Below are 26463 nucleotides of genomic sequence, written 5' to 3'. Positions count from 1 at the left end.
TTAGGCAATTCCATAGTATGATGAGTTTGCTAATAAGATTTGAACCATAGGGGGAGAATCTTATGGCTGGTAGAGAGACGACTGAGCAGAAAATTGTTTATGCTTTATATCTGTAAGGTATGGTTTTACTATCATTTTGGAATTACTTTTACGATAAGAAGAAATTATTCTCACGAACACAATACGAGATAAGAGAAGCGGTAGAGGGCGGGAAAGAGGCGAAAGTGTCTGATGAAAGACATAAGCTTGTACAAGAAATGGCTATGTTTTAAAAAAAAGAATTATCTTTGTCCTTCAGATATTGTATAGAATAAAATTGCAAAATGATAGATAAAACGAAACTGATGCTTGTTCTGTTGGTAGTGATTGTGACGGTCATTACTTGTATTCATCCAATCTATCCGAATGAACAGACGCTGCAGCATATCGGTACAGTGCTGTTGCTGATACCGCTGACGATGGATGTCTTTAGAAAACAACTTCCAATGTCGGCATTTATTGGTATCGTTGGTTTTACGTTGCTTCATGTTATTGGCGCACGTTATATTTATTCATACGTGCCTTATAAAGAGTGGGCTGTATCGTTAGGTTTGGTTGAAAAAGGTTTTTTCCATGACCCACGCAATCATTATGATCGGTTAGTACATTTCTCTTTTGGTGCGTTGTTGTTCCCTTACTTCGTCTATCTTTGTAGGAAATGGGTAAAACAGCAATCGTTTGTAGCTATTGTGATGGCATGGATGATGATTCAAACGGGTAGTTTAATTTACGAACTGTTTGAATGGTTACTGACGATAGTCATGACTGCTGAGGAGGCTGACTATTATAATGGCCAGCAAGGTGATATGTGGGATGCACAGAAAGATATGGCTTTGGCACTGGTTGGCTCTACTGGAATGTTCATGGTATATGCGGTTCGTAGCCTTATTAGAAGGGGCAAATAGGACAAACTGAGATGAAAGGTTACATCGCTACATAGGCTTATGGGCATAAATTACTTGTAGAAATCTTCTGCTAAACAGAATATTTTTGTATTTTTGTAATTTGGTTATTTAAGCGATTATTATTTGTATACTATATATGTCAACAGCTAAGGGTTACGAAAGTCGCTAAACACCAAGCCTACAGAAATTTATAAACCTTTGAACTTTCAATTATTAAAAGCAAATTATCAAATCCTATTGAGAATATAAAATTCTAATAAAATTAAATATGTAATGCTACGGCTTACAGATTAAAATACATATTATGATTGAAGAAAATCTATCGCCAGAAGAACGTTGGCAAAGAAATGAGAAGGATCGTCTTGAATATGAAAATTATTGTAACAAGATTATCCAAGGTTTAGAAGAACTGGACGAGAATAGTGGTGAGCGTGCTCTATGGGAACTTATTCAGAATGCTCGTGACCAAAGACTTAATGAAGATGCAGATGTTTTAATAAAAATTGAGTTAACTGAATCTGAACTTATTTTTTCTCATCATGGGAAGCCATTTGACTATACTTCATTTCGTGCACTTGTCAAACAAGATAGTTCTAAAGACAGAAAGGGAGCAAAACAAGTAGGTAAGTATGGTACAGGCTTTATGACTACTCATGCTTTTAACAGGCTTGTGCATGTCACTGCACCATATATCGTAAAGAGAGGTAAAGATGATATAAGTGGCTATTTTCAAATTGAGAATTTTCATCTTGATAGAACGATGGTTGATACTGTTGAAGGTCCTTATAAAATGAAAGAACAGTTAGATATAGTTGAAGATTTTTGTAAACAAGAGCTACTTAATTCAATCATAAATGATACAACATCTTTTCGTTATGAATTAACTAGAAAACAGATTGGGCAGGTGTCTGCTCAACTATCAAATGCTATTAGTCTGCTTCCTTTTGTTATGGTTATCAACAGTAACATTACCCAAGTAGAAGTGATTGACTATCATAGCAACAAACGGTATGTCTATACGAAGGAAACCGATCCAAATCCTAAGTTATTAAAGGACAAGGTTTGGAAAGAACATACTGATATTGTATACCTGAATGATAGCAGCCAAGTTTCTTCTTTTTGTTGTAAAAGTTTACGTTCTGAAAAGGGCGATATTATTATTATCCCTCCATTTCCTTCATCTTGTGGTAGTATAGAAAATATTCCAAGTCTCTTCCTTTGGTTCCCTCTTCTTGGGACGGAGAATTTTGGAGTAAATTTTATTTTCCATTCAGAACGCTTCTATCCAGTTGAGAAGCGAAACAATATCATGCTTCCTGGCTCTACAGGAATAAAGCAAGAAAAAGGTGGACTAAACCGTGAGGTTTTAGTTGAAATGATGAATATGATTTTCGACTATTACGGTAACCCAGAGAATGCAAAGATGCTTTCTAGAAGTATGTGTAAAGTAGCGTTCCCTGTAGCAAATGATGATGAAGAGACACAGAAATTCTATCAAGACATGCAGGCGTTATGGATTGCACAAGTACCTTATTGGAAATCAATCCCTGTAGGGGGGCAATTTGTTTGCATCAGTGATACACGGGTCAAATTGCTTCATCCAGATTTTTTCGAAAGATTGACAGAAGAGCAGAAAGTAGAATATGAACAAACCTTGGCATCTTACGCATTGCTACCTAAGAATTCAGATGGTAATTCATATCTGATGCCATCTGAAGATTTGATTGCATGGTCAGAAACTGTAAATAGATGGGGCTGTAATCGTGACAACGAGTTCTTTATAACAGTTAAAGATGTATGTGAAACAATTAAGACTAAAGGTCAGGACCTCCATAAATTCTTGAAGTTAATGAAAGACAGCAAAAATGAGACAGTAATGGATGCCTATGCTTTGCTGCCTAATAGAAAGGGGGAATTGCGCATAAAAAAAATGCTATATCATGGTGAATTCATGTCTGATGAAGTCTATAATCTGGTATCTGGTGTCATGGGTGATGAAGCCAAGAAAATATATGATAAATCTTTTTTGGATATAACAAACGTTAATCCGTATTCAAGGGCAGACTTACAGAAAGATATTACAGCAAATATTGGCAATCTACGTAAACAAACATTAAATACTGAAAATCATGTGTTGACAGGTGAAGAACTAACGGCATTAATAAATTTTTGCTCTGCAAGTCATCAGGAAGCTTTCAATAATCAGCGTGGACGTATGATGCCTATACTTTGCCAATTCTATGACAGACCCTTCTCGATGATACTTACGGATAAGTTCCGAGAAGAGGAAGAAGAAGAATTCTACAAAGCAGCGATGAACTTCTTGCTTGATTACACCCTAAATATAATTAGCCAGAAGAATTCTACTTGGGTAAAAAATAACAAGTCATGGCTTCAAGAATTCCTTACAGAATATGCACCAAATAAGAATGAAGATCGCAAAAAGAAATTGAATGATTATGGTGTTCTACCTAACCAAAATAACGAATTGTGCCTAATATCTGACCTGAGAAAGAATGCCGGATCAGAGGAATTGGTAGATATATACAGGACTATTTTTAATAAAGATTTGAAGAATGATTGGATTGATTCGAACTTTGAGTCTATTGTAACTCTTTTTGAGGATAAGCCAGAAGATATTGCCAATAAGATAGAGAAGGCACTTGTGGAAGATATGAGGCAAGAAAACATAAACGAGCGTAAGTTTCAAAAAGTAGTCAGAGAAATTATATTGAAAATCAATAGAGATAAGAAATGGGAATCGTGGTTTGGTCAGATCAATGAAAAGAAGGCAACCTACACGTTTAGCATGAAGAGTGGTGAATCACAAGAACACCTTTTTGCTTTGATGGATTTAAGTGATAACGACCTTGAGCGCCTTGCAACACTGAAAGATAAAGTTAGCATGAGTGAACTACTTGACAATATGGAACGTATGAAGGAACTGGATGATGAACGCACATCAAAGTTTAATTTTTGTTTACAAATTGGCAAGTATATTGAGAATGAGATTCGTTCTTCATTGGAGGAACAGCTTGTCAGCGTTGTGACTAGAAAAAGAATTGATGAAAATTTGACAGTAGATGATATTCAAAATGGTCAGGATATTATAGTTAAAGTTAAGCATGGTAACGAAGAGAAAAATATATATTTTATTGAGGTCAAAGCTAAGTGGAATTTTGAAGTAGACAAGTATGCACACATGAGTACTAATCAGTTAAAAATGGCAGCTGAACATCCTGATTGTTATGCACTCTGTTGTGTTGACTTGACTGACCGAGAAAAGATAAATCTGCCACCAGATTCTGGCGAGGGTTATGTCAAGGAACATATTCAAGACATTATAGCCAACACTCGTGTTCATCTAAAAATTGGTGAAGAATTGTCCGACATTATGACTCCTATTATTGCAGCCGAAAATGACAAAACAGAACTTAAAATGCGCATTGGTGGATACCGTAGCAATATCACTAAGCGAGCATTCCAAAGTGGAAAACCATTTGAAGAATTGGTTAAGGAGATTTTAAACAAGATTAATTTATTATGAAAAGTATACTTTAATACTAAAATAAAATAGATTTTACGCCTTGGATTAATTAGAAACTAAAGTTTCCCACCCCTCTATTTCATGGGTATTTCAACCAAACTGCTTTGCGAATACCCATGAACGTGAGCCGTTAACACTTGTCTAAAATATGTTTACGGTTGTGAGCTTTTCTTGTTGCCTGTCTTCCAATGCTTGGACCATAATCTCAAAGTTGTTCCGCATTGCTGAGTCGGTGACTATTAACTGCCCTATCTCACTAACAGAGAACCCAAGAACGTCACAAAGAGCAGCAAGCAATCTCTCTATGCAATTCAGCACACGATGCCATAACGTAAGTGCCATGACATCATCTTCCATGTCAGCAAACAATTCACCCATGGTCTCATACTCTGACATCCGTTTTTCTAACGACATCACGATATATGTAATGTAGCAGAGCGTTGCATCAGCAATCTGACCATCAAAGTCTCTCCCCATGTATGAGCCGAGTCCGAGATGTCCTTTTGTCTCCTTGTTGACCACTTCAATGTTCCATCGTATCTGGTATAACTCGAAGGCACGCACAAAGCTCATCGATAGATCCGTACTAAGCATGATGTTCCAAGTCTGTCGACGCCCATATTTAATCAGGTATATCCTGACTGGTATATTCCCCAGACAGCCCCTCAACTCAATGTACTGACACTTGTACTTCCGGCAGCATTTGGTACGTCTTGCATACATTGCTACGAGCTCAGCAGCATTGTGTCGCTTATTCTCCACAAAGTACTTTGTCTTTCCCATCTTTGCAAGACCAATGTAGTGTATAGCTCCGTTGCCTACTCTCCTGATTTCCTCAATGAACTTCTCACAGGCAAACCAACTATCCGCCAAGGCATAATGGGGATGAATACCTCTCTTCCACATGCGCTGGAGCATCCTTATGGCGGAGTCCATCTTGCTCATACCGCATTCTTGATTCCGCTCATACGCTGGGCTCTCTTTCATGCGTCTCTTGGAGAATCTGCTGCGGAGTGCCTTCTTGCCAAGTCCGCCGTCCCCTTTCTTTCCTAATTCCTCATGGATGGAGAAGTCGAACGGCAGAGAGGACTTACCATCGAAGAACAGGCACAAAAGAAGCTTGTAGCCTAAGACATAGTTCATTCGTACATGGTCGAAAACCTTGGTAATATGCTCAAACTTCCTACCAGTCTTTTCCAAGGTTGTATCGTCAAATATAACACAGGAGTTCTCGCTCTCTGTCTGAATGCCATTCTTACGGAGAATGCATTCAAAACGAAGAACAGTATAGCTAACCCAAGTTTAACACCCACCTTCGCCTAATTGTTGCTGTCACCATACTTTCCTCGTTTTTCTTATGGACTCTGTGTCCTACAAATTTTATTCTTTTTGAATGGTGAGTGTTTTAAGTTCAACTTATCGTATATTTGTTTTGCTTGCTTCGAAGGACTACCACATTGGCGCATCTCGATGGTTTCACCTAATGGATTCTTCCCTTTTGTGGTGACGAGCTTTTGGGTGCTCATACGTCGTACTATCTCGGTCCAGTAACAGGATTCTCCTTCTCGTTTTAATTGACAACGGATGGTGTTTACCACCCAGTAGGCTAATAAACCGAAGAAAAGGTGTGCGTCGCTTCGCTCATCTTTCTGATGATAAATAGGACGGAGGTTGAGATCATTCTTTAGTTGTCTGTTCGTACATTCTATCTCACGGATGAGATTGTAGTATTCCCATGTCACACGCTCAGAAAGTGTCCTGACATTGCTGCGGAGGAAATAGACTCCATGACCAGATTCCATTGCCGAGAGGTCTTTTATCTCCCAGTCTACACGTAGCATCTCCTTGGGTTTCTTCTCATTTTTTATGTAGCTTATCTGGTAGAACTTCGCTATAGAAGGGTACTTCTGTATGGCACGTCCTGTACGTTCAACAACCTTTTCATAGGTTTTTGTTCCACCTTTCTTGGAGATTCCTTCGTTTATCCTCTGCAGTTCCATCTCAAAACGCTCTTTCCAAACCCTGTTCATGGACGACTCTGTCATAGCTTTCGAAGGAGATGTTATTTCGAGATAATAATCCTCATCATCCTCTGTCTTAACCTCTTTCAGCGTTATCTTCTGCCGACGGGCATCCATTACCGTAACACTCTTGTTATCATCACTGAGCGTATAGTCTTTCATTTTCGTACGGGATACGCAGAGATAATTGTAACCCTTTTTCTTTATTAGCTCCAAGTTCTCTTCCGTGGCAACACCTGCATCCATGACAACAAGCGTATCCTTGGTTCGTGATGGATTCCTCTTTGCCAGCGTATCAATCATATTGGGTAGAGACTTGGGATCTGCTGTATTACCCTCTAAGATAGAAGAATAACGTATAAAACCTTCTTGATTGATACATAATGCAAGTACAAGTAGCTTACAGTCAGAGCGTTTTTCTTTTGAACGACCGAACTTGGCTTTATCGCTATTACGCTTACTACCCTCGAAATAGAAGTTGGTTAAGTCGAAGAGCATCAACTTGTTGTCTATATTAAAGATATCGTCAGTAACGCTGCACAGATGACGCTCTAACTGTTCCTTTAGTTCATACAACTTGTCAGTGATTTTATACAGAGAATTGATCCCTGGTGTCCAGCCAGGAACTCCACTGTAAAGTTCGCCAGCAGCTGAGTTATCGCGCAAATAATAATAAGATGAACGTTCAGAGACTGCATATACCGTGCGAACAATCAATGCTGACAAAGCCGTGTGTATCGCATTCTCCGTCCAGCCGTTTTTGCGCAGAAAACCCTCTAACTGCAGCTTGTCTATCGTCTGCTTGCAGAGCCACTCTGCACCAACATTCCTTGCGTCAGTATAGTTTGCCGTCTCGAGGTCAATGTAGTTCTCATATTTTCTCAGCGACTTCTGCTCTTCCTTATTAAACCGATCGATTCCACCTTCTTTCTCCATACGGCTCCACCATTCGTCAGCCTTTGCCTGTTCAATAGGAGTAAGTCCCTCAAGGCGTTCTTTGAAAAGCGAGGGTGTACTTCTGGTTTTGAAGCGTTCGGTAAGAGCGTATGCAATTTTTCGAACCTGTACAGCAGTAAGTGAAGGTTCAAAACCTATGTTCAACAGAATTAGCGAATGTACATGACCCTGCACGTCACGATATGACTCCTTGATGCGATAATAAGGAGCCATGTCGCCTGTGGCAGGGTTGAATCGTGTCTGTACATTTGCGTGCATGAGTGCAAAGTAACAAAATATTTTTGATATGGCTGTGTCCTACAAATCAGATTTTACTCCTCGTTACAATACCCTATACTTGATTATCAATCATTTATCAAATTGATACTACACAAAACATCCCGAAAATTTATGAAAAATAATTTTGCCGGTTAAACTTGGGCTAAGCAAACGACGCCAATTCATTGCCTGCCTGACCATCATACGATAATAGCAGTTCTTTCCAGTGGTGAGAAGATGGTAGAAATTCTTCTTGTATATGGAGTGTATCGTCTCACCATTAATACGGAAAAGACAAAGGGAAAGAATCTGTTGAACAGCAGAGATACCATCGTGTTTCTCCAAAGAAAGCCTACAGAGCAGACGTCCAAAACCAAATTTTGAGAAAAGTGAGAGAATATCGCTACTCATCTTACTTTTAACACTTAAAAGCTTGGATATCTCGCTTAAATTGTCTAATTTTGCATCCATAACAGTTACTCTTTAATTTGTTGATAATCAATGTAATAAAGCACTACAAAGTTACCAATAATTATTGAGAAACTGTTATTTTAAGCCAACTTTTTGAGGGTGGGAAACTTTAGTTAGAAAGCATTGCTGTGTAACTACAGATAATTATCACTTCGGAATTATTTTCACGACAAGAAGAATTTATTTTCATGAAAAGAAATATTTATGTTCATGAAGAAAAATAATTATTTCTTTTCATGAAAATAATTTGAGAAAGGATAATTCTGATGATGAAAAAAGGGGGATAGTCTTTTGAATATTGATAGTTCTGAGAAGTTGAAAATAGGCTTAGGATTGTTTGAAAAGAGGGTGATGTGTTTTGCTTAGTTTGGCTTGTGAGGGAATGTGAAAAGGTGCAAATTGTCACTTATGGATAGCATTTAGATGTAATTTCTGTGTATTTTCTTGGCAAATCAACCTTTTTTGTTTACCTTTACACCAAATTTGAATAACGAAGATTATGAGTTACAACTTATTAAAAGGTAAAAGAGGTGTTATTTTTGGAGCCCTCAACGAGATGTCAATCGCATGGAAAGTTGCTGAAAGAGCAGTTGAGGAAGGTGCAATGATCACTTTATCAAATACTCCTATCGCAGTAAGAATGGGTACAGTAAATGCACTGTCAGAGAAGTTAAACTGCGAGGTTATTCCTGCTGACGCAACAAACGTTGAGGACTTGGAGAACGTATTCAAGCGCTCAATGGAGGTCTTGGGTGGTAAGATTGACTTTGTTCTGCACTCTATCGGTATGTCACCAAACGTGCGTAAGCACCGTACATACGATGACTTGGACTATAAGATGCTTGACAGTACACTCGATATCTCAGCTGTTTCATTCCACAAGATGATTCAGAGTGCTAAGAAACTTGATGCTATCAACGACTATGGTTCAATCCTTGCACTCTCTTACGTAGCTGCTCAGCGTACCTTCTACGGTTACAATGATATGGCTGATGCTAAGGCATTGTTGGAGAGTATCGGTCGTAGCTTTGGTTATATTTATGGTCGTGAGAAGCACGTACGTATCAATACTATTTCTCAGTCACCAACAATGACAACTGCTGGTTCAGGTGTGAAGGGTATGGATAAGCTCTTCGACTTTGCTGATCGTATGTCTCCATTGGGCAACGCAAGTGCTGATGAGTGTGCTGATTATTGTATCGTAATGTTCTCTGACCTCACCCGTAAGGTGACAATGCAGAACCTTTACCACGATGGTGGTTTCTCAAATGTAGGTATGAGCCTCCGCGCTATGGCTACATACGAGAAGGGTCTCGATGAGTATAAGGACGAGAACGGTAATATTATCTACGGATAGTGAAAAGCCTCCCCCAACCCCTCCGAAGGGAGGGGAGTGCAAATAGAGGATGGGTAGGATAAAGGGGATTGTCTTTATAGATGTAATTCTCTACTACTATTTAATGTAACTCCTCTTTATACGCTTGTTGAGGAAGGTTATAAGAGAAATAATAAAAAACTCCAGTAAGTGAGAACTTACTGGAGTTTTTTATTTCTATTGTTATTCTCGAAATAACTTATTGTACCAAATCTTAAGCAAGTTTGTCTCCCTCAAATCTTTTTTCTATAGCAAACCATAGGCAAACTTTCCTCCCTCAAATCAGTTTCCATAGCAAACCATACGCTAATTTGTCTCCCTCCCCCTTTCGGGGAGGGTCGGGGTGGGGCTTTATTTCCTTCCGAAGTCGGCAGGAATCTCCCCCCACTGCTTAGTTTCCCACTTTATAATAGGTGTTGTAACCTTATGCGTTTGGAGCCAATGTTCCGCGCGAGAAATGACTTGATGAAGTTGTTCGGTATTTGCATTGCGGACAAGTGTGGTTTTACAACGTTTTTTATTCACCCATAAGATAGCATTATAAGAGTCGCTATAAATAACCTTATCCTTGATACCTTGCTTCTCCATCAGTGCCAAAGCATGAACAATAGCGAGGAACTCACCAATATTGTTTGTTCCTATTACCGGACCAAAATGGAATACTCTCGCCCCTGTTTGTAGGTCGACACATTGATACTCCATAGGTCCTGGATTGCCAGAACAAGCTGCGTCAACAGCCCAAGCCCCAGCCCCCCTCAATCCCCCCGAAAGGGGGGAAGCCCCAGTCTGCTGTGGTCGGATAGCTGACTGAGTGTTTGTTTGAGAATTCGATGGAGTATTTATTAGAGAATCACCTGTTTGGGTTGTATTATGTGAGTCTATTGCCATTATAGTTTCTTTAATCTTCTGGATAACTTCTTCCCGATGGTTGAAGACTTCTTCATTAGTGAACCGGATGACAGTATAACCCCATTGCTCAAGGTCACGAGTCCGTTCCTCATCCTTTATAATCTGTTCATCATTAAAATGATACTTACCATCAATTTCAACAATAAGTTTATACTTAAGGTTGATGAAGTCAGCAATATATTGTCCGATGATATGTTGTCTACGAAACTTGTGACCACTTTGTTTTCCTTTTAGGTATAACCAAAGTAGGTTTTCTGCTTGTGTAGAGTGCTGCCTGTTTTTTATAGCATTTGCTTTCAGCAATTCATACTCTATCTCATCAGCCGTTTCGTAGATATACATAGTCTAATCAAGTCTTACTTTTATCCCTCTTGTCCAATTAGTTTCCCTCCCATCTCTTCAAAAAGGGCTACTATGACCTTTCTTATCCTATTTGCCTCCCTCCCCTTTCGGGGAGGGTCGGGGTGGGGCTACATCCTCTCAGGCACTTCAATACCGAGCAATGCCATACCGTTCTTGATGACCTTAGCCACATTCTTGGCAATCATCAGACGGGCAATCTTCTCTGCTTCGGTGTCAGCGTTGAGGATGCTGTAGTCATGATAGAACTGGTTGAACTCCTTTGTCAGCTCATAGCAGTAGTTAGCAATACCACTTGGACTATAGTCAATACCAGCTTGAGCGACAGCAGCACCAAAGTCGTTGAGCTTTTGGATGAGTGCAATCTCCTTCTCGTTCAGTGGAGCATCGTCGTTAAGTGTCGCTGGCAAGGTGATATTCTGTGCCTCAGCCTTACGGAGAATACTGCGAATACGTGCGTAAGTGTACTGAATGAATGGTCCTGTGTTACCATTGAAGTCGATAGACTCCTCAGGGTTGAAGAGCATATTCTTGCGCGCATCGACCTTAAGGATGAAATATTTCAAGGCACCCATACCCACGATACGTGCAATCTCGTTCTTCTCTTCCTCAGTGATACCTTCCAACTTGTTCACTTTATCCTCGCTAAGACTCTTCGCATTCTCAATCATTGAAGCAACAAGGTCATCTGCATCAACCACTGTTCCCTCGCGGCTCTTCATCTTACCGTTTGGCAATTCAACCATACCGTATGAGAAGTGTACGAGGTCTTTACCCCACTTGAAGCCTAAACGGTCCAAGAGGATAGAAAGAACTTGGAAGTGATAGTTCTGCTCGTTACCAACAACATAAATCATCTTGTCGATAGGGTAGTCATTGAAACGCATCTCTGCAGTACCAATATCCTGTGTCATATAAACCGATGTACCGTCCTTACGTAGCAGAAGTTTCTGGTCCAAACCCTCATTTGTGAGGTCAGCCCATACTGAGTTGTCTTCCTTACGGATGAAGAGTCCCTTCTCAAGACCTTCTTCCACCTTCTTCTTACCAACAAGATAAGTGTTTGATTCGTAGTAAATCTTATCGAATCCAACGCCCATAGCCTTGTAAGTCTCGTCGAAACCAGCATATACCCAGTTGTTCATCTTCTCCCACAAAGCGCGAATCTCTGGATCGTTAGCTTCCCACTTCACGAGCATGTCGTGTGCCTCCTTAATCAACGGAGCCTCATGTTCAGCCTTTTTCTTTGCCTCATCGGCTGTCATACCCTCTTTCTCATACTGCTCCTGCAGTTGCTTGCACTCCTCTTTGTAGTGCTTGTCGAAGAGTACGTAGAAATCACCAATCAAGTGGTCGCCCTTCTTGCCAGCCTGCTCTGGTGTGATACCATTGCCCCACTTCTGCCAAGCCAGCATTGACTTACAGATGTGGATACCACGGTCATTAACGATATTCGTCTTTACCACCTTGTTACCGTTAGCCTCCATAATCTGTGCTAACGACCAACCGAGGAGGTTGTTACGTACGTGACCAAGGTGAAGTGGCTTATTTGTGTTAGGTGAAGAGTATTCAATCATCACCAATGGACTCTCGTCTGTCACACGCTTCTCGCCAAACTTCTCGTCAGCGTTGATATCATTCAACAGACCTGTCCATGCAGCTTGTGCAATAACGAGGTTGAGGAAGCCCTTTACAACGTTGAAGTCGGCTACAGCCTTACAGTTCTTCTTTAGGTATTCACCTAAATCCTGTGCCGTATCTTCAGGCTTCTTGTGTGAAGTCTTCAGCAATGGGAAGGTGACGAGTGTGAGGTTACCCTCAAAGTCGCTGCGTGTCTTCTGCAGCTGAATCATCTTTTCAGGAACTTCTGTTCCATACAATTCCTTTACAGCTGCAAGTGCAGCAACGGTAATTTGCTCTTCTATCTTCATCTTTTGTTTCTTTTTATCTGTCTGCAAAGTTACGGAAAATCAGCCAAATAACGGAAGGAGGAGAGGGGTTAATTCATAATTCATAATTCATAATTCATAATTATGATTAGTTTTAACTCTCAATTTATAAACCATAATTCATAATTATGATTAGTTTTGATTCAAAATTTATATCTCATACTTTATAATTTTATTGTTTGTCAATTGTAATTGTGATTGCCTTTTGTGCTGTCTGATAAACATTCTTGTGTATGCTTGTTAGTAGTGTTTTGCGGTGGTGTTGATGCTCAGCACGAGTGGTGTTGTTGGTAAGCACCAATGGTGTTGAGCGCTAATCGCCATGCAATATATGATGGGGGAGATATCAACTTGTTGTTAAAAAAGAGTCATACTGTCAAAAAGTAATTAATGGTTATTCGATGTAGGCGCTTACTTGCTTAAGGGTAATACGATCTAATAGAGAACGTATGATTTAAGTTTTATCGGCTATAATGCTCACTTTTAGTTATAAAGTCTTATATTTATGTGTGTTGAGTTCTGTTTAAAAGTAGTTTATGTCTTGTTTATTTGCAATATTTGCGCTATCTTTGCAATTAGATTAACTATAAAAAAATAGATCATATGCGTAAAAGTATTCAGAAGTGGACTTATGTCCTTGTATCCAGTGTTTTTGCATTGGTAATGTGTTTTAGCCTTAGTGCTTGTGGTAGTGATGATGACAATGATGTAAACAATGGGATAAGTCCTGTTCTTTACAGTGATTTTGGAGGTAGAATCGGTGTTAACTATTCATTGGATATTTCGGGTAAAATGGTTTCTTTCTTTATTCCTAAGAGTCAGGCTGGACAGATTGTTGACTTAACAAAGGGCGGTGATTGGGTTGCTGGTGGTTCTGCAGTTGGTGGTCTATACAGCTATGGTGATCATCTTTTCCAGAAAGGAAGTTATGTTTATCTTCTCAAGACGGGTGCAAATGAGATAGAACTCCGTTATAAATATATTTGGAAAGAAGGTACAGCAACTCGTACAATAGAGGGAAACTATAAGAACGTAAAGATGACAACGCATCAAGGTGCGATTGATTGGGCACATAGGCAGGGCTTGTATTAAACCCAAATCGGTTATTAGACCACAATATGTATAATTCTTAACTATGGCATTTTTTCCTAACATCTTTTATTTTCTTATCGGCATCTTGTCTGTCTTTGTACCTTGACGTAGCCCGCTACGCCTGCGTTGCAAAGCCAAACAATCTGCTCGATAATAAAACAAAATATGTTTAGGCTCTAATAACCGATTTGGGTTAAAGTCTAATTAGCTTTTTCAAAAGAAATCATAAAAGGAGATTGTACCAGAGTATCAGGTTTTACCAATGATACTTCTGGTACAATCTCCTTTTATTTTTTGCTTTCTCCTACTGCGCATTAAAGAGATGATAAGGGAGAAAAGATGAAAACGTGTGTCTTGTTTGTAAATTCCCTCTTGTTCAGACTATGCCTTTTCTGCATAATATCCACCCTTTTCTTTGATATAATCAATGAGTTCTGCGAAGATTTGATTTTGTCTTAATGTTGGCTCGTTACCAGTAAGAATCAGCTGTTTGCGGGCTCTTGTGATGGCAACATTCAGTTTACGGTCGATGGGTTGACCGTCTTCATAGAACGTGTTGGCGGTGAGGAAGTCGAGTTGATAACGACTTTGAATGGTGAAGGAGTAGAGGATGATGTCACGCTGGCTACCCTGATAACGTTCAACGGTATCAATACTGATTTCCTCTAATTCGGGAATACCAAGCTTCTCAATCTCCTTTCTAATCATTGCAATCTGATTGCGGTAAGGCACAATGACACCAACAGACTTTTGCGAATCAAAGTTGTTGCCGAGTTGTCGGTGTAGACGTCTTAGCAGGTCGGTAATGATACGTGCCTCTTCCGTGTTAACCTTCTCTGAAATATTCAGTTGTCGGCACGGCTTTGAAGGGATGAAAATCATACGATGAGCCTTCAAAAGGTCGTCTGTTTCGTCTTCGCTCGTTTCGTTGTAAGCTAAGGTCTGCTCCATCTGGTGGGCTAATGGCACACATTCAAGTTGTTCACGTGCGTAAAACTTACGATTAGCAAAGTCAGCAATATCCGGATGCATTCGCCCTTGTTTGTGCAGTGTACCAATAAAATCTGTACGACCTGCAGTCCGCTCGGTGAGGATAAGGCGTTCAAAGAGGGAGTTGGCACATGATAAAAGGTGGATATTTTTGAGGAAAGTATTGGTTTCTTCCGTTTCTAAAGTGTCCTGTTGTTGCACCACAGCAGGCAATTGTTTATGGTCGCCTATCAATATAAACCGTTTTATCGCACGCCTTTCTGCATGTCGGGTAGATAGTAATCCAATGATATTTGGTTCCAATATCTGACTCGCTTCATCAATGATGGCGAGGTCGAAATGCTTGATATTAAAGAGAGCAGCATTGCTGTTCATTGTAGAGGTTGTGGCTACAACGATGCGCGCATCTGCTAAGGTAGACTTTATGCTGTTGAGGGTTGCGTTGTCATCTAACACTTCCTTCAACAAATGGTCACTATATTTCGGGTCACAACTGAACTCATTACCAATGCGGATATAATCAAGTTCGTTCTCTGTTAGCATATTACAAATCTCATCAACAGCGCGATTTGTATAGGCTAAGAGGAGGATTGAGGTCTGGGTGTTGGGTGTTGGGTGTTGGGTGTTGATGGTTTCTGAAAGTTTGTTGTGCTTAGAATCTTCTGCTGAATAGGCTGAAGATGGTTGTGAATAGATGTTCCCTGCCAACTGTTCACGCACAAGGAATTGTAGAGCCTGCGAGGTTTTGCCAGTGCCGGGAGGACCGATAAGAAGGAAATAGTCCTGCGCCTGCTTAGCTTTCAAGATGATTTCGTCATAATCGGGATGGTAGCTACGAGATAGGGTCAGCGACTTGTCAGAGCGTGGGGCACGCTGTCCCAAGAGCAACTGACGACGTTCTTCAGGCGAAGTGATGAAGGTATAGAGGCTACGGATGGCTGATGTACCACCGATGTCACTACCAGCATGCTCAATAGCGAAGTAATCTCCGCTGATAAGGTCAGGGTTTTGCTGTCCGTCATTGAGGTGTACAACAAGTCTGTCGCCATGTATCTCTTGTAGTGAACCTTTGAAAAGAATGCTCATTCTCACGTCAGGTGCCTCGTTCTTTTTGTACGCATAGAGGTAAATCATATCTCCTCGACGAAAGTTAGGGAGGAAATCTTCGCCCTGCTGGGGTACAGATAGCGTTATTGTATCGTAGCCGTTGAACGAGTTGCTACGCTCTTTCTCTGTGATTGTCAGTTCTGTATAGATGTTTCCTGTCTCTTTTTTCTCTGCAAGCGGCATGTTCCATAGGTCAGCATTACTGTTTCCAACACCTTCCTGTACACCCACTTTTGACACTAATTGTTCCTTGATAACAAAGGTCATCATACGTGTGAAATAAGCACGTTCGAGGTCGTTGAGCTGGTGAAGTGGTGCCAGTGTCTCAGTGAGTTGTGGTAAGAGGTATCTATTGTAGAAGTTATCGTTTTGCTTCTCGGTGTTCAGTGTCTGCGGTGTGAGCAATGGCAACATCCTATCAAAGCCATTATCAGCCATCCAGAACTCCGTTGCTACGGCTTGATTACGGAAGCGGATAGCTTCACGAATCAGCTTTTGCAGTGGCTCCACTTCGAGGAGTCCGTCGGGTAGGGGATATTTAGAATACAACAGTTGGATGTGTGCATTCTTCGGACTGAGTTGGAAGTTATATTGCAAGATACCGTAGTAGAGCAACACCTGCACGTAGTGTTTCTCAACATGGAGTGAGCCATGTGAATTTTTGTATTTGCGTTCAATAAAAGTATTCTTGCCCGACTTCTGCTCAACAAGTAGTTTTAAGTCGGTTGTCATCAAGTCAACACGACCCTGTATGCCCAATCGTTCGCATACAAAGGAAGGTTCAAGAATCGCTTTCTCACGGTCGAAAGTTTGGAAGATTTCGTCAACAATCCCCTTGATGTTCTCCACCTGTCGTTCTGCATCTTGTTTGAAAGATGCTGCATCAAAGTCAGGACAGGTCGCATAGTCCAAAGCCTTCTCTTTGAAGTTAGAACGGAAGGTATCTTTGATGTCGTATTCTGCTGGATGATTGATGATATCATCAAGTGCAGAACCAGCGAAGTTACCTAATACAATGTGTTTATTGCTCAGGCGAGGAGTAAGTCTGTTGACGGTGAAAAGCAATGGATGGTGTCCGTATGTTTCAAAACAATTTGCTATGGTAGAGATATCTATCAGATAGTCTGGCTCAACGACGATAAGGCGTGGTACGACCTTCTTTCGGGTGACAGTACAGTCAAGAAGATTTAGCTGCATCCCTTCGCGTAGCATCGGGCGTAAGTAGCTGAAATCAATGTAGTCTGGTGTGTTCATATAGTCAACCAGCAAGAGTTCTTCGCTACTGTCTTGATTGGTTACAGCTACCTGAATAGTACTTTCGTCCCACTCTCTTACGATACAACGAATGTAACGATAATTCGTAATCTGGATGTTCTCAGTGATACGTCCGTGTGCAGGAATTTTCCCAACAAGGAACGAAGGGATAGCCTCCTGCACAACAGCAGACACGAAGATAGCTAAGGCACGACAGTCGTAAGCCACGTCTTCAGGGAGAATCGGGGCGTAAGAGTTACTGTGCCGACGCATTTTCTGAATCGCCACAATATCCTGTGGGGCAATGTTATGCTGCCTACAGAGCGACTCCACCTGCGAAGAAAGGTTGCCGAAACCATGTCGGGTATTCTTTAATCCTTCATGACAAGCAATGACGAGCGTCTCGTGCATGATGAGTGCCTGTGCTTCAGATGGTGCCGAAAGGATGTCAGCAATACGTGAGAATAGTTCGTGTGCCATTATGATAATGTTTCCCTAGTCCTCTTAATAAAGAAAAATTGTTTTTATACTATGCGTGGGGACTAATTCGTTGGGTTATGTTTTGAGTGCGTGTTATTGCTTTTTCGTCAGTTGGTTGTGAGTTCTCTTTGTTACAGAAAGCCCATTAGTGTGAATTATTTTCATGAAGAGAAGAATTTATTTTCATGAAAATAAATATTTCTTTTCACGATGAAAAATATTTCTTTTCATGAAAATAATTCAACGGAAAGCGTCTTTTCACCCGCTTACTGTCCTCCCAAGCGTTCAAAGAAAGTGATAATTTCCTCCCAAGTCTTGAACTCTTCGCTACCGAAAAGTAGGCTTGTGCCGAGGAAGTCGTCGTGTTCAGTACTACTGATGAAGTAGTCGCCATAGAGAAGGTGAGGCTGGTTGGTGAAGATCGTATGGTTCCATGCTGGTGCGCTGAAGGCATCTTCTATCCATGCCTGCTGTTCAGTGATGGTTGACGGATAGTTGGTTGGTGCAGGACACACAAAGAATACGTTGTAGTTATCAAGTAAGAACTCGTAAGCTTTGTTCAAACTTGATTTCGGTTTGCCGTATCCATCGGCGAGTGTGTTCTGATCAATGAGTGCCGTACGACGCTCTCGCCCTTCCTGTCGGTCGTCAATCCATCGGATAACAGGCATGAGGTAATGGAAAACAGCTTTCTCGATGAGTCTGTGTTCACCATGAAAACGAATTGCCTGAGGGTAATGTTCGTGGAAAAGATCGAAGGTGTGGACAACAGGGTCTGCATCACCAAAGAGTCCGAAGACGCGTTGCTGCTCTTCCTCTGTCACTTGTGAGAAACACTTTTCAGTTATTTCTTTGTATTCCTTTACCAATGCTTTGGTTACGATAACCTCTTGTACGCCATCTTGTCGTGGATTTTGGAACACCTGTTTGCCCATCATATTCGTCTCGCTGATGGTTGTTCCCATCTGAAAGGCAGGATTCACGCAGATACGATCGACACCATAAAGCATCTCGGTGTACATACCTCCCATTGAAGTACCAATGATTAGGTCGGGCTTTTCGCTATCAACGAGGTTGCGCAATAGTTCCATTGCCTCCTCAGGGTGTATGGGGAGGTCGGGCGCAATGACTGTTGCTTCGGGCATATAGTCCCTCAGTATCTGTACCGTATGACTTGAACCGGCTGACATAAAGCCGTGAACGTAGATAATCTTCTTTCCTACCATAAGGTCAGGAAAGGTCTTTTTATATTGATTTTCCATTGTTTCTTTTTAGGAGTTAAAGGAGTTGAAGGAGTGAAATGGAGGGAGATGAATCTGGAGTTAAAGGAGTTAAAGAAGTGAAATGGAGTTAAGACAAATGTGTTGTGGGATGCCTTTGTATTGATCTCTCATATTAAAAGCGTTTCTAAATTTCCTCCCAGAGAATTTCTTTAAGTCCCTCTGAAAGAGTGAATAACTGAGATAATAGTGTGAGAATAGCATCCCTTTTTTCCCTCTTTGCCTCCCCTCCCTTCGGAGGGGTCGGGGGAGGCTTTTATATCAGTGGCAAACTGATACCATTTATCTTCTGATAGATGTCGAGTGCATAGATATCTGTCATTCCACTGATGAAGTCGAGTACTGCCATGATACGTGTTTCAAGGCAAGGACTTTGGATGTCATACTGGCTTGAAAAGCGTCGGATGAGTTGTTTACTGTGGAAGTGTTCAGGCTCAACGGCAGCACCGATGAGTGCTTCCATCAGTGTTTCCATAATCTTATAGCCTGATAACTCAACGTCGAGGACTGCTTTACTGCGGTAAATCCTATCCACTGAAACCTCTGTACAGCGTTTGTAAGCCTGTCGGGGAAGCTCGGAAATATGTTTGATGAGCGACCCTTCGAAGGTTCCATTGAGTATCTCCTCTTCGTGTTCTACAAAGACATTGACACATTCTGCCTCCAATAATCCTACAGCACAGGCACGGAAGTAAACGACTTGTTCGTTTTGGTCGGTCACACCCTCTTCTTCTATGCGCTTTCTAATGCTCTTTCTGGTTTCTTCATCGAAGAAGCCAAGGAGCAAATCGGCAGTCTCTTCAAATGAGAGGAGCTTGAGTTTGTGGGAGTCTTCGATATCCATAATCTCGTAACAGATATCATCTGCAGCCTCCATAAGATAGGTCAACGGATGACGAACATAACAGATACCAGCCTCAGAGCTATCCTTTTGTATGATACCTAATTCATCAGCAATCTTCTTATAGGTTTCTTCTTCCGTTGCAAAGAAACCGAACTTGCCGTGTTTGCTGGCATAAGTGGAACTGAAAGGATACTTTACGATACTCGCTAAAGTGCTATAAGTCATTACGAAACCACCTTCTCTTCGGCCTAAGAAACGATGGGTCAGTAAGCGGAAAGCATTGGCATTGCCCTCAAAATGGGTAATATCTTCCCAGAAATGAGGGCTAACTTTGTCCTTCAAGCTAATTCCTGAACCCTCTGTGAAGAATGCCTGCATAGCCTTTTCGCCACTATGCCCGAAGGGAGGATTACCCATGTCGTGTGCATAACAAGCTGTCTGTACGATGGTTCCAATCTCTTCAAAGAGCGTACCCCGCAACTCTGGGTGTATTTCGATGAGTCTTCTTGCAACGTCATCACCCAGAGATTTACCCAAGGAAGCCACCTCTAAAGAATGAGTTAGGCGGTTGTGCACAAAGACACTGCCTGGTAGAGGGAACACCTGGGTTTTGTTCTGTAGTCGTCGGAACGGTGCAGAGTAAATCAATCGGTCGCTGTCACGCTTGAATTCAGAGCGATCATCGTGTCGAAGGGCGTGACGCTCTTCCTGTCCGAGACGCTTGTTGGATATGAGTTGTTGCCAGTTCATTGCGGGAGTTGTTGGGTGATGGGTGTTGAATATTTGGTGTTGATGATTTCTGTTTATTACTTGCTGGGTGCTGAATATTGGGTGATGGATGTTGAATATTGGGTGTTGATGAATTCTGTTTATGATTTATTGGGGGCTTGAAAGCTACACACAAAAGTAATTAAAATTGGCTAAAAACAAGTTTTTTACTTCATAAAATGTATGAATGTGGCTTTAAATGCTTAATTTTGTACCTTATTATATGGCAATGATACAGATAAAAGTAATTAATAAAGGGCATCAGCAGCTTCCTGCTTATGCTACTTCACAGAGTGCGGGGATGGACCTTCGCGCTAATATCGATGCACCTATCGTACTGCGACCCATGGAGAGAAGACTCATTCCTACAGGTCTTCATATCGCACTTCCAGTAGGTTTTGAAGCACAGGTGCGCCCCCGTAGCGGTCTTGCTTTGAAGCATGGACTGACTGTTCTCAACTCTCCTGGTACGATTGATGCCGACTATCGTGGTGAAATCATGGTACTACTCATTAACTTCTCAGATGAACCTTTTACCATCAATGACGGTGAACGCATTGCGCAGATGGTCATTGCACGTCACGAACAAGCAGAGTTTGTTGAGGTAGAAGAACTCGATGAGACCGAACGCGGTGAAGGCGGATATGGCCATACGGGTGTGAAGTAAAGACAAAGAAAGAAACGATAAATGTTCAATAACGTTATATTGAAAGTCACAATGATGCGCCGTACCCTCCTTGCTCTTGCTTTGTTGGGTGGTTCTTTGGCGATGTATGCAGATCGAAAGGATAGCCTTCAAAGCTATAATTACTTCTTCCTTGAGGCAATACGACAGCAGGATATGGGCAACCTTACGGCTGCCTTCGACCTTCTGCGCCATGCACGCGAGCTCAATCCACAAGCGCCAGAGGTTTATTATCATCTGGCTGCTTTTTATGTGGATATGAAGAAGGATGCGGTGGCACGTGAATACTTCGAGAAGGCAGCAAGTCTTGACCCCGAAAACTCAGCTTATCAGGAGAAGTTAGGAAAGCTCTACGTATCACAAAAAGACTATCCTAATGCAATAAAAGCCTTCGAACGCCTTTATGAATCCAATAAAACGCGTTCTGATGTGTTGCAACTTCTCTATCAGCTTTACGCTTCCCAGGATGATGACAAGATGATGATCAAATGCTTGGAACGTCTGGAAGTATTGGAAGGAACCAACGAGCAGATTTCACTTAGTAAGATGCAACTCTACGAACAGATGGGAGAAAAGCGCAAGGAGTATGATGAATTGAAGTCACTCGTTGATAGTCATCCACTCGATCTCAACTATCGTGTGATGTTCGGAAACTGGCTTTTGCAGAATGGAAAGAAGAAGGAAGCACTTCAAAAGTATCGTGATGTACTGAAAGAAGACCCTGATAACTCGCTTGCCAAGCTTTCCATGATGGATTATTATAATAATATTGGAGACAAGGCTACTGTAAAAACAATCCTACAGGAACTCTTGCAATCGCCAAAAACAGAAAAGGAAGCGAAGTTAGAGTTACTCCGTCAGGTCATTACAAGCAGTCAGAAAGATAATACTCCAGATAGTACTGAGGTGATGAGGCTCTTCTCTGTAGCCTTAGCTGTTCCTCAAGAAGATGCTGATATCTATATGCTTAAAGCCGCATATATGACACTTCGTAAGCAACCAAAGGGTGCAGTCAATCGTGTTTATGAGCAAGCTCTTGAGGTAGAACCCGATAATTCGCGTGCAAGAATAGCATTGATACAGAATATTTGGGACACACAAGACTACGATAAGGTTATCGCTATTTGCCGACCAGCCATAGAATACAACCCAGATGAGATGGCATTCTATTATTTCCAAGGTATGGCTCAGTTCCAAAAGCACGACGGTGACGCGGCACTGGAGACCTTCCGCAAGGGAGTTGGGCAGATAAAGCCAGACAGTGATCCAAGTATTGTTTCAGACTTTTACGCTATCATGGGTGATATCCTGCATGAGAAGGGTCGGAATAAAGAAGCTTTTCAAGCCTATGACAGCTGTTTGCAGTGGAAAGCAGACAATGTGGCTGCGTTGAATAACTATGCCTATTACCTCAGTGAGGCGAATGAAAACCTCACAAAGGCAGAGCAGATGAGCTATAAGACTATTAAGGCTGAGCCAAATAATAGTACTTATCTTGACACCTACGCATGGATTCTTTTCCAGCAAAAGCGCTACGAAGAGGCAAAGATATATATCGAACAAGCGATTCGTAATGACTCTACACTGAGCAACGTAGTCAAAGAACACGCTGGTGATATCTATGCACAGACAGGCGATATAGAGAAAGCTCTTGAGTTCTGGAGGAAGGCTCTCGAAGGAAATAAGGAGAATGCGACATTGAGAAAGAAGATAGAACTAAAGAAATACATAGCAGAATGAAAAAAACTAAGATATTACTTGTAAGCATGACTGTCCTGCTGTTGGCATCATGTGGTACAAAGAAAGCTGTGATTCAACAGAAACCTGTGCAGGATAACAAGGTTGCACAGCAGACAGCACCTGCTACAAAGGATAGCAAGATGCAGAGTGTTGTTGTCATGCAGCGTGTTGCTGACAATGCACTTTACCAAAAGAACCTTGTTTCAAATCTTACTTTTACGCTCAACGATGGGCATAAAGATATTACCGTACCAGGTATTCTGCGTATGCGTAAAGATGAAGTTATCCGTCTACAGTTGCTAATTCCAATTCTTCGTAGTGAGGTGGGACGCATCGAGTTTGCAAAGGATTATGTCCTCTTCATCGATCGCATCCATAAGCAGTATGTAAAAGCAAGCTACGATGAGGTAGGTTTCTTGCGTGATAATGGAATCAACTTCTATTCACTCCAGTCGCTTTTCTGGAATCAAGTGTTCATCCCTCGCCAGCAAAAGGTGAGCGAAGCAGACCTCTCACAGTTTGCTGTTGATGAGAGCAAAGCACAGACAGAGGGCTCAACCCTGATAAGTCTTAAAGACGGAAAGATGGATTATAAGTGGTCAGTTAATCCTAAGAGCAATCAGATTGTCCTAACAACTGTTACTTATAATAGCAATACACATGGTGCTTCAAAGCTCTCATGGAGTTATGATGACTTTAAAGCATTTGGCTCAAAGCTCTTCCCTGCAAGTCAGATGTTGACAATCAATACACCAAAGTTTGGACAGAAGCCAGCAAAGACACTTAAGGCAAGCTTTGATCTTGAGAGCTTCAGCGATGCCAGTGATTGGGAAGTTTTTACCACACCATCTGATAAGTATACAAAAGTAAGCGTAGAGGATATCCTCGGCAAACTAATGAACTTTTAAATGAAACGTCTTTCTTTATTATTCATATTGTCAATAATGTGTATGCTGAGTGTTTCTGCTCAGCATTCACGAAAGCATAGGAAACAGCAAAAAGCAGCTGTGGCTCAATCCGTAGAACCCCAAACTACCGTAAAAGGTAAGGGTAAGAAAGCTATAAATGCGATTAATAACAACCACGCTGTAGCACCTGCTACTCCTGTAAAAGGTCAGAAGCCAATAGTTGAGAAACTACAAACTCAACCCCAACCGAAGGGCAAACAGCAGCAGGATAAGTTACAACACCAGCAACAACTCAAGGGACAGCAACCTCAAGTGAAGGGACAACAACCTCAACTCAAGGGTCAACCTGCTCAAGTGAAGGGTCAGCAAGTTGTCCGTGGTAAGGCTGCTGTACGCAACGCTCATGTTGGTAAGAAGGGTGCAAAGGGTCCTGCATACGTGACGACAGAGGAAATCAAAGGTTTACAACAGCAAAACTTGAAGTTGCAAAAAGAGATTTCAGAGCACGAAGAGGAAATGAAAGTAAAGCAGAAGGACGTTGACGACCGTCTGCAGAAGATTGTACGCCTTGATACTGAAATCGGTCAGCACCAAAGAACAATTGATACAATCGCCACAGATATCAAAGGATTGGATTCGAATATCGGTATTCTGAAAGGTCAGTTAGCTTCTCTTGAGTCACAGTTGGGTGAACGTCGTGCTCGTTTTATCCGCTCTATGCGTTACATGGCACGTCATCGTAGTATTCAAGACAAGTTGATGTTCGTCTTCTCGGCAAAGAACTTGACCCAGATGTATCGTCGTCTTCGTTTCGTACGTGAGTATGCTGCCTATCAGCGTGCGCAGGGTGAACAGCTCAAGGCAAAGCAGATGCAGGTAGATGAGAAGCATACACAGCTGAAACAGGTACGTGTCAATAAGAGTAATCTTCTCTATAAAGACCGTCTGGTACATGCTCAGATGGAGCGTAAGCGTGTTGAACAGCAGACGGTTGTAAACTCTCTGCAGAATGACCAGAAGGTATTGCAGGGTGTTATCGCACAGCGTCGTCAACAGCAACAGGCTCTGAATGCGCAGATTGACCGACTTATTCAGATTGAAATACAGAAGGCGCGTGAACGTGCTATTGCAGAAGCAAAGGCACAGGCTGCCGCTCGTGCCGCTGCTGCTAAGAAGCGTGCAGAAGAATTGGCACGTAAGAAAGCCGCTGCAGAGGTTGCCGCCCGAGAGAATGCGCGCCGTATTGCAGAGGCGAAAGAGCGTGAAGCAAAGGCAAAGGCTGCCGCTCGTGCTGCTGCTGAGGCTGCCGAGAAGGCTCGTCAGGAAGCTGCTGCTCGTGCTGCTGCAGCCAGAGCTGCTGCAGAAAAGGCACGTCAAGAGGCTTTGCAGAAGGAGCGTGCTGCTGCTCGTGATCGTGCTATCCGTAAGGCAGAAGAGCAGGAAGCTGCTGCTAAGGCTGCACAGGAAAAGGCTGAGGCTCGTGCTGCTGCCGAGAAGGCTCGTGCTGATCAGATGGCTCGTGAGGCTGAAGCAAATCGTGTGGCTGCCGAACGCAAGGCTGATGCCGACCGTGAGCGTGCTGCTCGTGAGGCTGAAGCTGCAAGAGCTTCTGCTGCTGAAAGCAATGATATGCTCAGTTCAGCCGATCGTGCAATAACAGGTAACTTTGCCAACAACCGTGGCAGATTGCCAATGCCATTGTCGGGTCAGATAGTTAGCCACTTTGGTCAGTACAATGTGGCTGGTATGTCAAATATTCGCTTGAACAATGATGGTATCAATATCAAGGGTGCTCCTGGTAGTGCTGTTCGCAGTGTCTTTATGGGCGAGGTGAGCGGTGTCTTCATGGCAGGCGGTATGAGTGTCGTGATGATTCGTCATGGTATTTACATCACTGTTTATGCTAATTTGGGTTCTGTCGGTGTCAGCAAGGGACAGAAGGTCGGTACGGGTCAGACCATCGGAACCGTTGGTAGGACTGGTATTCTTCAGTTCCAGTTGCGTAAGGAGACAGCTAAACTGAATCCAGAGCAGTGGTTGCGTTAATAAGCATCCTATCTTATATATTAATAATGTGGGCTTATTGAGTTGAAAGTGACGATAATTCGCTTTGTGTTTTAGCGTCTTTCCAAGTTTAATAAGTACGTTATAACTAAATTATCTTCATGAGAAGGAATATTTCTTTTCATGAAGATAATTCTTTTTTATCATGAAGAAAAACCTTCTTCGGCAGCTGTCAGGTAAATCTTTTCCTTCTATTAGTTAGCTATTTGCCTCTTATTCCCCTTGTTATAATGGGTTTAATGCCCCTTTCTTCTCATCTTTAGCTGATGTGTTGATGCTTCGCACATATCGTGCTAAGGCTTCGCACATATTGTGCGAATGGTAAACACCAATTGTGCGGAGTGCTAAACACATTGAAATATGTTATGTAAATGGACTCAACTAATTGATGAAAATTGCATAGAAGATATTATTGTGGATTCTTATCGTCGACTTTTAGCTTTCTAATAGGTACTCATGC

15 protein-coding genes and 1 pseudogene are annotated in these 26463 nt (G+C 41.8%); 8 read left to right on the top strand and 8 right to left on the bottom strand.

The features are described 5' to 3' along the window. Positions 1–323 precede the first annotated feature (323 nt). Together FIU21_RS10950 and FIU21_RS10945 are read left to right on the top strand one after the other, a co-directional pair. Positions 324–944, top strand: a complete 621-nt coding sequence (locus FIU21_RS10950) for a DUF2238 domain-containing protein (RefSeq protein WP_004360955.1) — start codon at positions 324–326, stop codon at positions 942–944. Between the two features lie 304 nt (positions 945–1248). Continuing rightward, positions 1249–4491: a sacsin N-terminal ATP-binding-like domain-containing protein gene (locus tag FIU21_RS10945; RefSeq protein ID WP_004360954.1), complete on the top strand. Its 3243-nt coding sequence runs from the start codon at positions 1249–1251 to the stop codon at positions 4489–4491. A 141-nt stretch (positions 4492–4632) separates the two neighbouring features. On the opposite strand, the gene FIU21_RS10940 is transcribed toward FIU21_RS10945, so the two are convergent. The 3 genes and pseudogenes from FIU21_RS10940 to FIU21_RS10930 all read right to left on the bottom strand — a co-directional run. Continuing rightward, entirely contained in the window at positions 4633–5691 is a 1059-nt protein-coding gene (locus tag FIU21_RS10940; RefSeq protein WP_172891393.1) for an IS4 family transposase, read from the bottom strand. Between the two features lie 155 nt (positions 5692–5846). Next, on the bottom strand, positions 5847–7727 hold the full coding sequence (locus FIU21_RS10935) for an IS1634 family transposase (protein ID WP_172891330.1): 1881 nt from the start codon (positions 7725–7727) through the stop codon (positions 5847–5849). A gap of 162 nt (positions 7728–7889) precedes the next feature. Then, positions 7890–8198, bottom strand: a pseudogene (locus FIU21_RS10930) (IS4 family transposase); the annotation flags it as partial. Between the two features lie 499 nt (positions 8199–8697). Here FIU21_RS10930 and FIU21_RS10925 point away from each other — a divergent pair. Continuing rightward, a complete protein-coding gene (locus tag FIU21_RS10925) occupies positions 8698–9555 on the top strand; it encodes an enoyl-ACP reductase FabI (protein ID WP_004361696.1) in 858 nt (285 codons plus the stop codon). A 369-nt stretch (positions 9556–9924) separates the two neighbouring features. Here the strand turns inward: FIU21_RS10925 and FIU21_RS10920 are convergent, their stop codons facing one another. Both FIU21_RS10920 and argS read right to left on the bottom strand, forming a co-directional pair. Beyond that, positions 9925–10824 carry a DUF559 domain-containing protein gene (locus tag FIU21_RS10920; RefSeq protein WP_172891391.1) on the bottom strand — a complete coding sequence of 300 codons (900 nt, stop codon included), beginning with the start codon at positions 10822–10824 and terminating at the stop codon, positions 9925–9927. A gap of 128 nt (positions 10825–10952) precedes the next feature. Then, a complete protein-coding gene (argS, locus tag FIU21_RS10915; RefSeq protein ID WP_004361434.1) occupies positions 10953–12773 on the bottom strand; it encodes an arginine--tRNA ligase in 1821 nt (606 codons plus the stop codon). Positions 12774–13394: 621 nt separating this feature from the next. Here argS and FIU21_RS10910 point away from each other — a divergent pair. Next, positions 13395–13883 (top strand): hypothetical protein, encoded by a 489-nt coding sequence (locus FIU21_RS10910; RefSeq protein WP_004361433.1) that lies wholly within the window; start codon positions 13395–13397, stop codon positions 13881–13883. Between the two features lie 381 nt (positions 13884–14264). On the opposite strand, the gene FIU21_RS10905 is transcribed toward FIU21_RS10910, so the two are convergent. The 3 genes from FIU21_RS10905 to dgt form a co-directional block, all read right to left on the bottom strand. After that, positions 14265–17714: a DEAD/DEAH box helicase gene (locus FIU21_RS10905; protein ID WP_004361432.1), complete on the bottom strand. Its 3450-nt coding sequence runs from the start codon at positions 17712–17714 to the stop codon at positions 14265–14267. A gap of 266 nt (positions 17715–17980) precedes the next feature. Further along, a complete protein-coding gene (locus FIU21_RS10900) occupies positions 17981–18976 on the bottom strand; it encodes a YqiA/YcfP family alpha/beta fold hydrolase (RefSeq protein WP_004361431.1) in 996 nt (331 codons plus the stop codon). A gap of 274 nt (positions 18977–19250) precedes the next feature. Continuing rightward, positions 19251–20588: a dGTP triphosphohydrolase gene (dgt, locus tag FIU21_RS10895; protein WP_004361430.1), complete on the bottom strand. Its 1338-nt coding sequence runs from the start codon at positions 20586–20588 to the stop codon at positions 19251–19253. A gap of 247 nt (positions 20589–20835) precedes the next feature. Between dgt and dut the strand changes: the two genes are divergently transcribed. From dut to FIU21_RS10875, 4 genes are read left to right on the top strand one after another with little or no spacing between them, the layout of a single operon-like run. Beyond that, positions 20836–21273 (top strand): dUTP diphosphatase, encoded by a 438-nt coding sequence (gene dut, locus FIU21_RS10890; protein ID WP_004361429.1) that lies wholly within the window; start codon positions 20836–20838, stop codon positions 21271–21273. Positions 21274–21294: 21 nt separating this feature from the next. Further along, positions 21295–23031, top strand: coding sequence for a tetratricopeptide repeat protein (locus FIU21_RS10885; protein WP_004361428.1), 1737 nt, complete (start codon positions 21295–21297; stop codon positions 23029–23031). Next, positions 23028–23939 carry a lipoprotein insertase outer membrane protein LolB1 gene (gene lolB1, locus FIU21_RS10880; protein WP_036886880.1) on the top strand — a complete coding sequence of 304 codons (912 nt, stop codon included), beginning with the start codon at positions 23028–23030 and terminating at the stop codon, positions 23937–23939. Before FIU21_RS10885 ends, lolB1 begins: the two co-directional genes overlap by 4 nt. Continuing rightward, positions 23940–25985, top strand: coding sequence for a murein hydrolase activator EnvC family protein (locus FIU21_RS10875; protein ID WP_036886878.1), 2046 nt, complete (start codon positions 23940–23942; stop codon positions 25983–25985). Positions 25986–26463: the final 478 nt, after the last annotated feature.

Origin of the sequence: Prevotella melaninogenica, assembly GCF_013267595.1 — a bacterium.
Classification (GTDB): Bacteria; Bacteroidota; Bacteroidia; order Bacteroidales; family Bacteroidaceae; genus Prevotella; species Prevotella melaninogenica_D.
The sequence above is the reverse complement of the archived record's forward strand: the minus strand, read 5'-3'. Positions and strand labels throughout refer to the sequence as shown.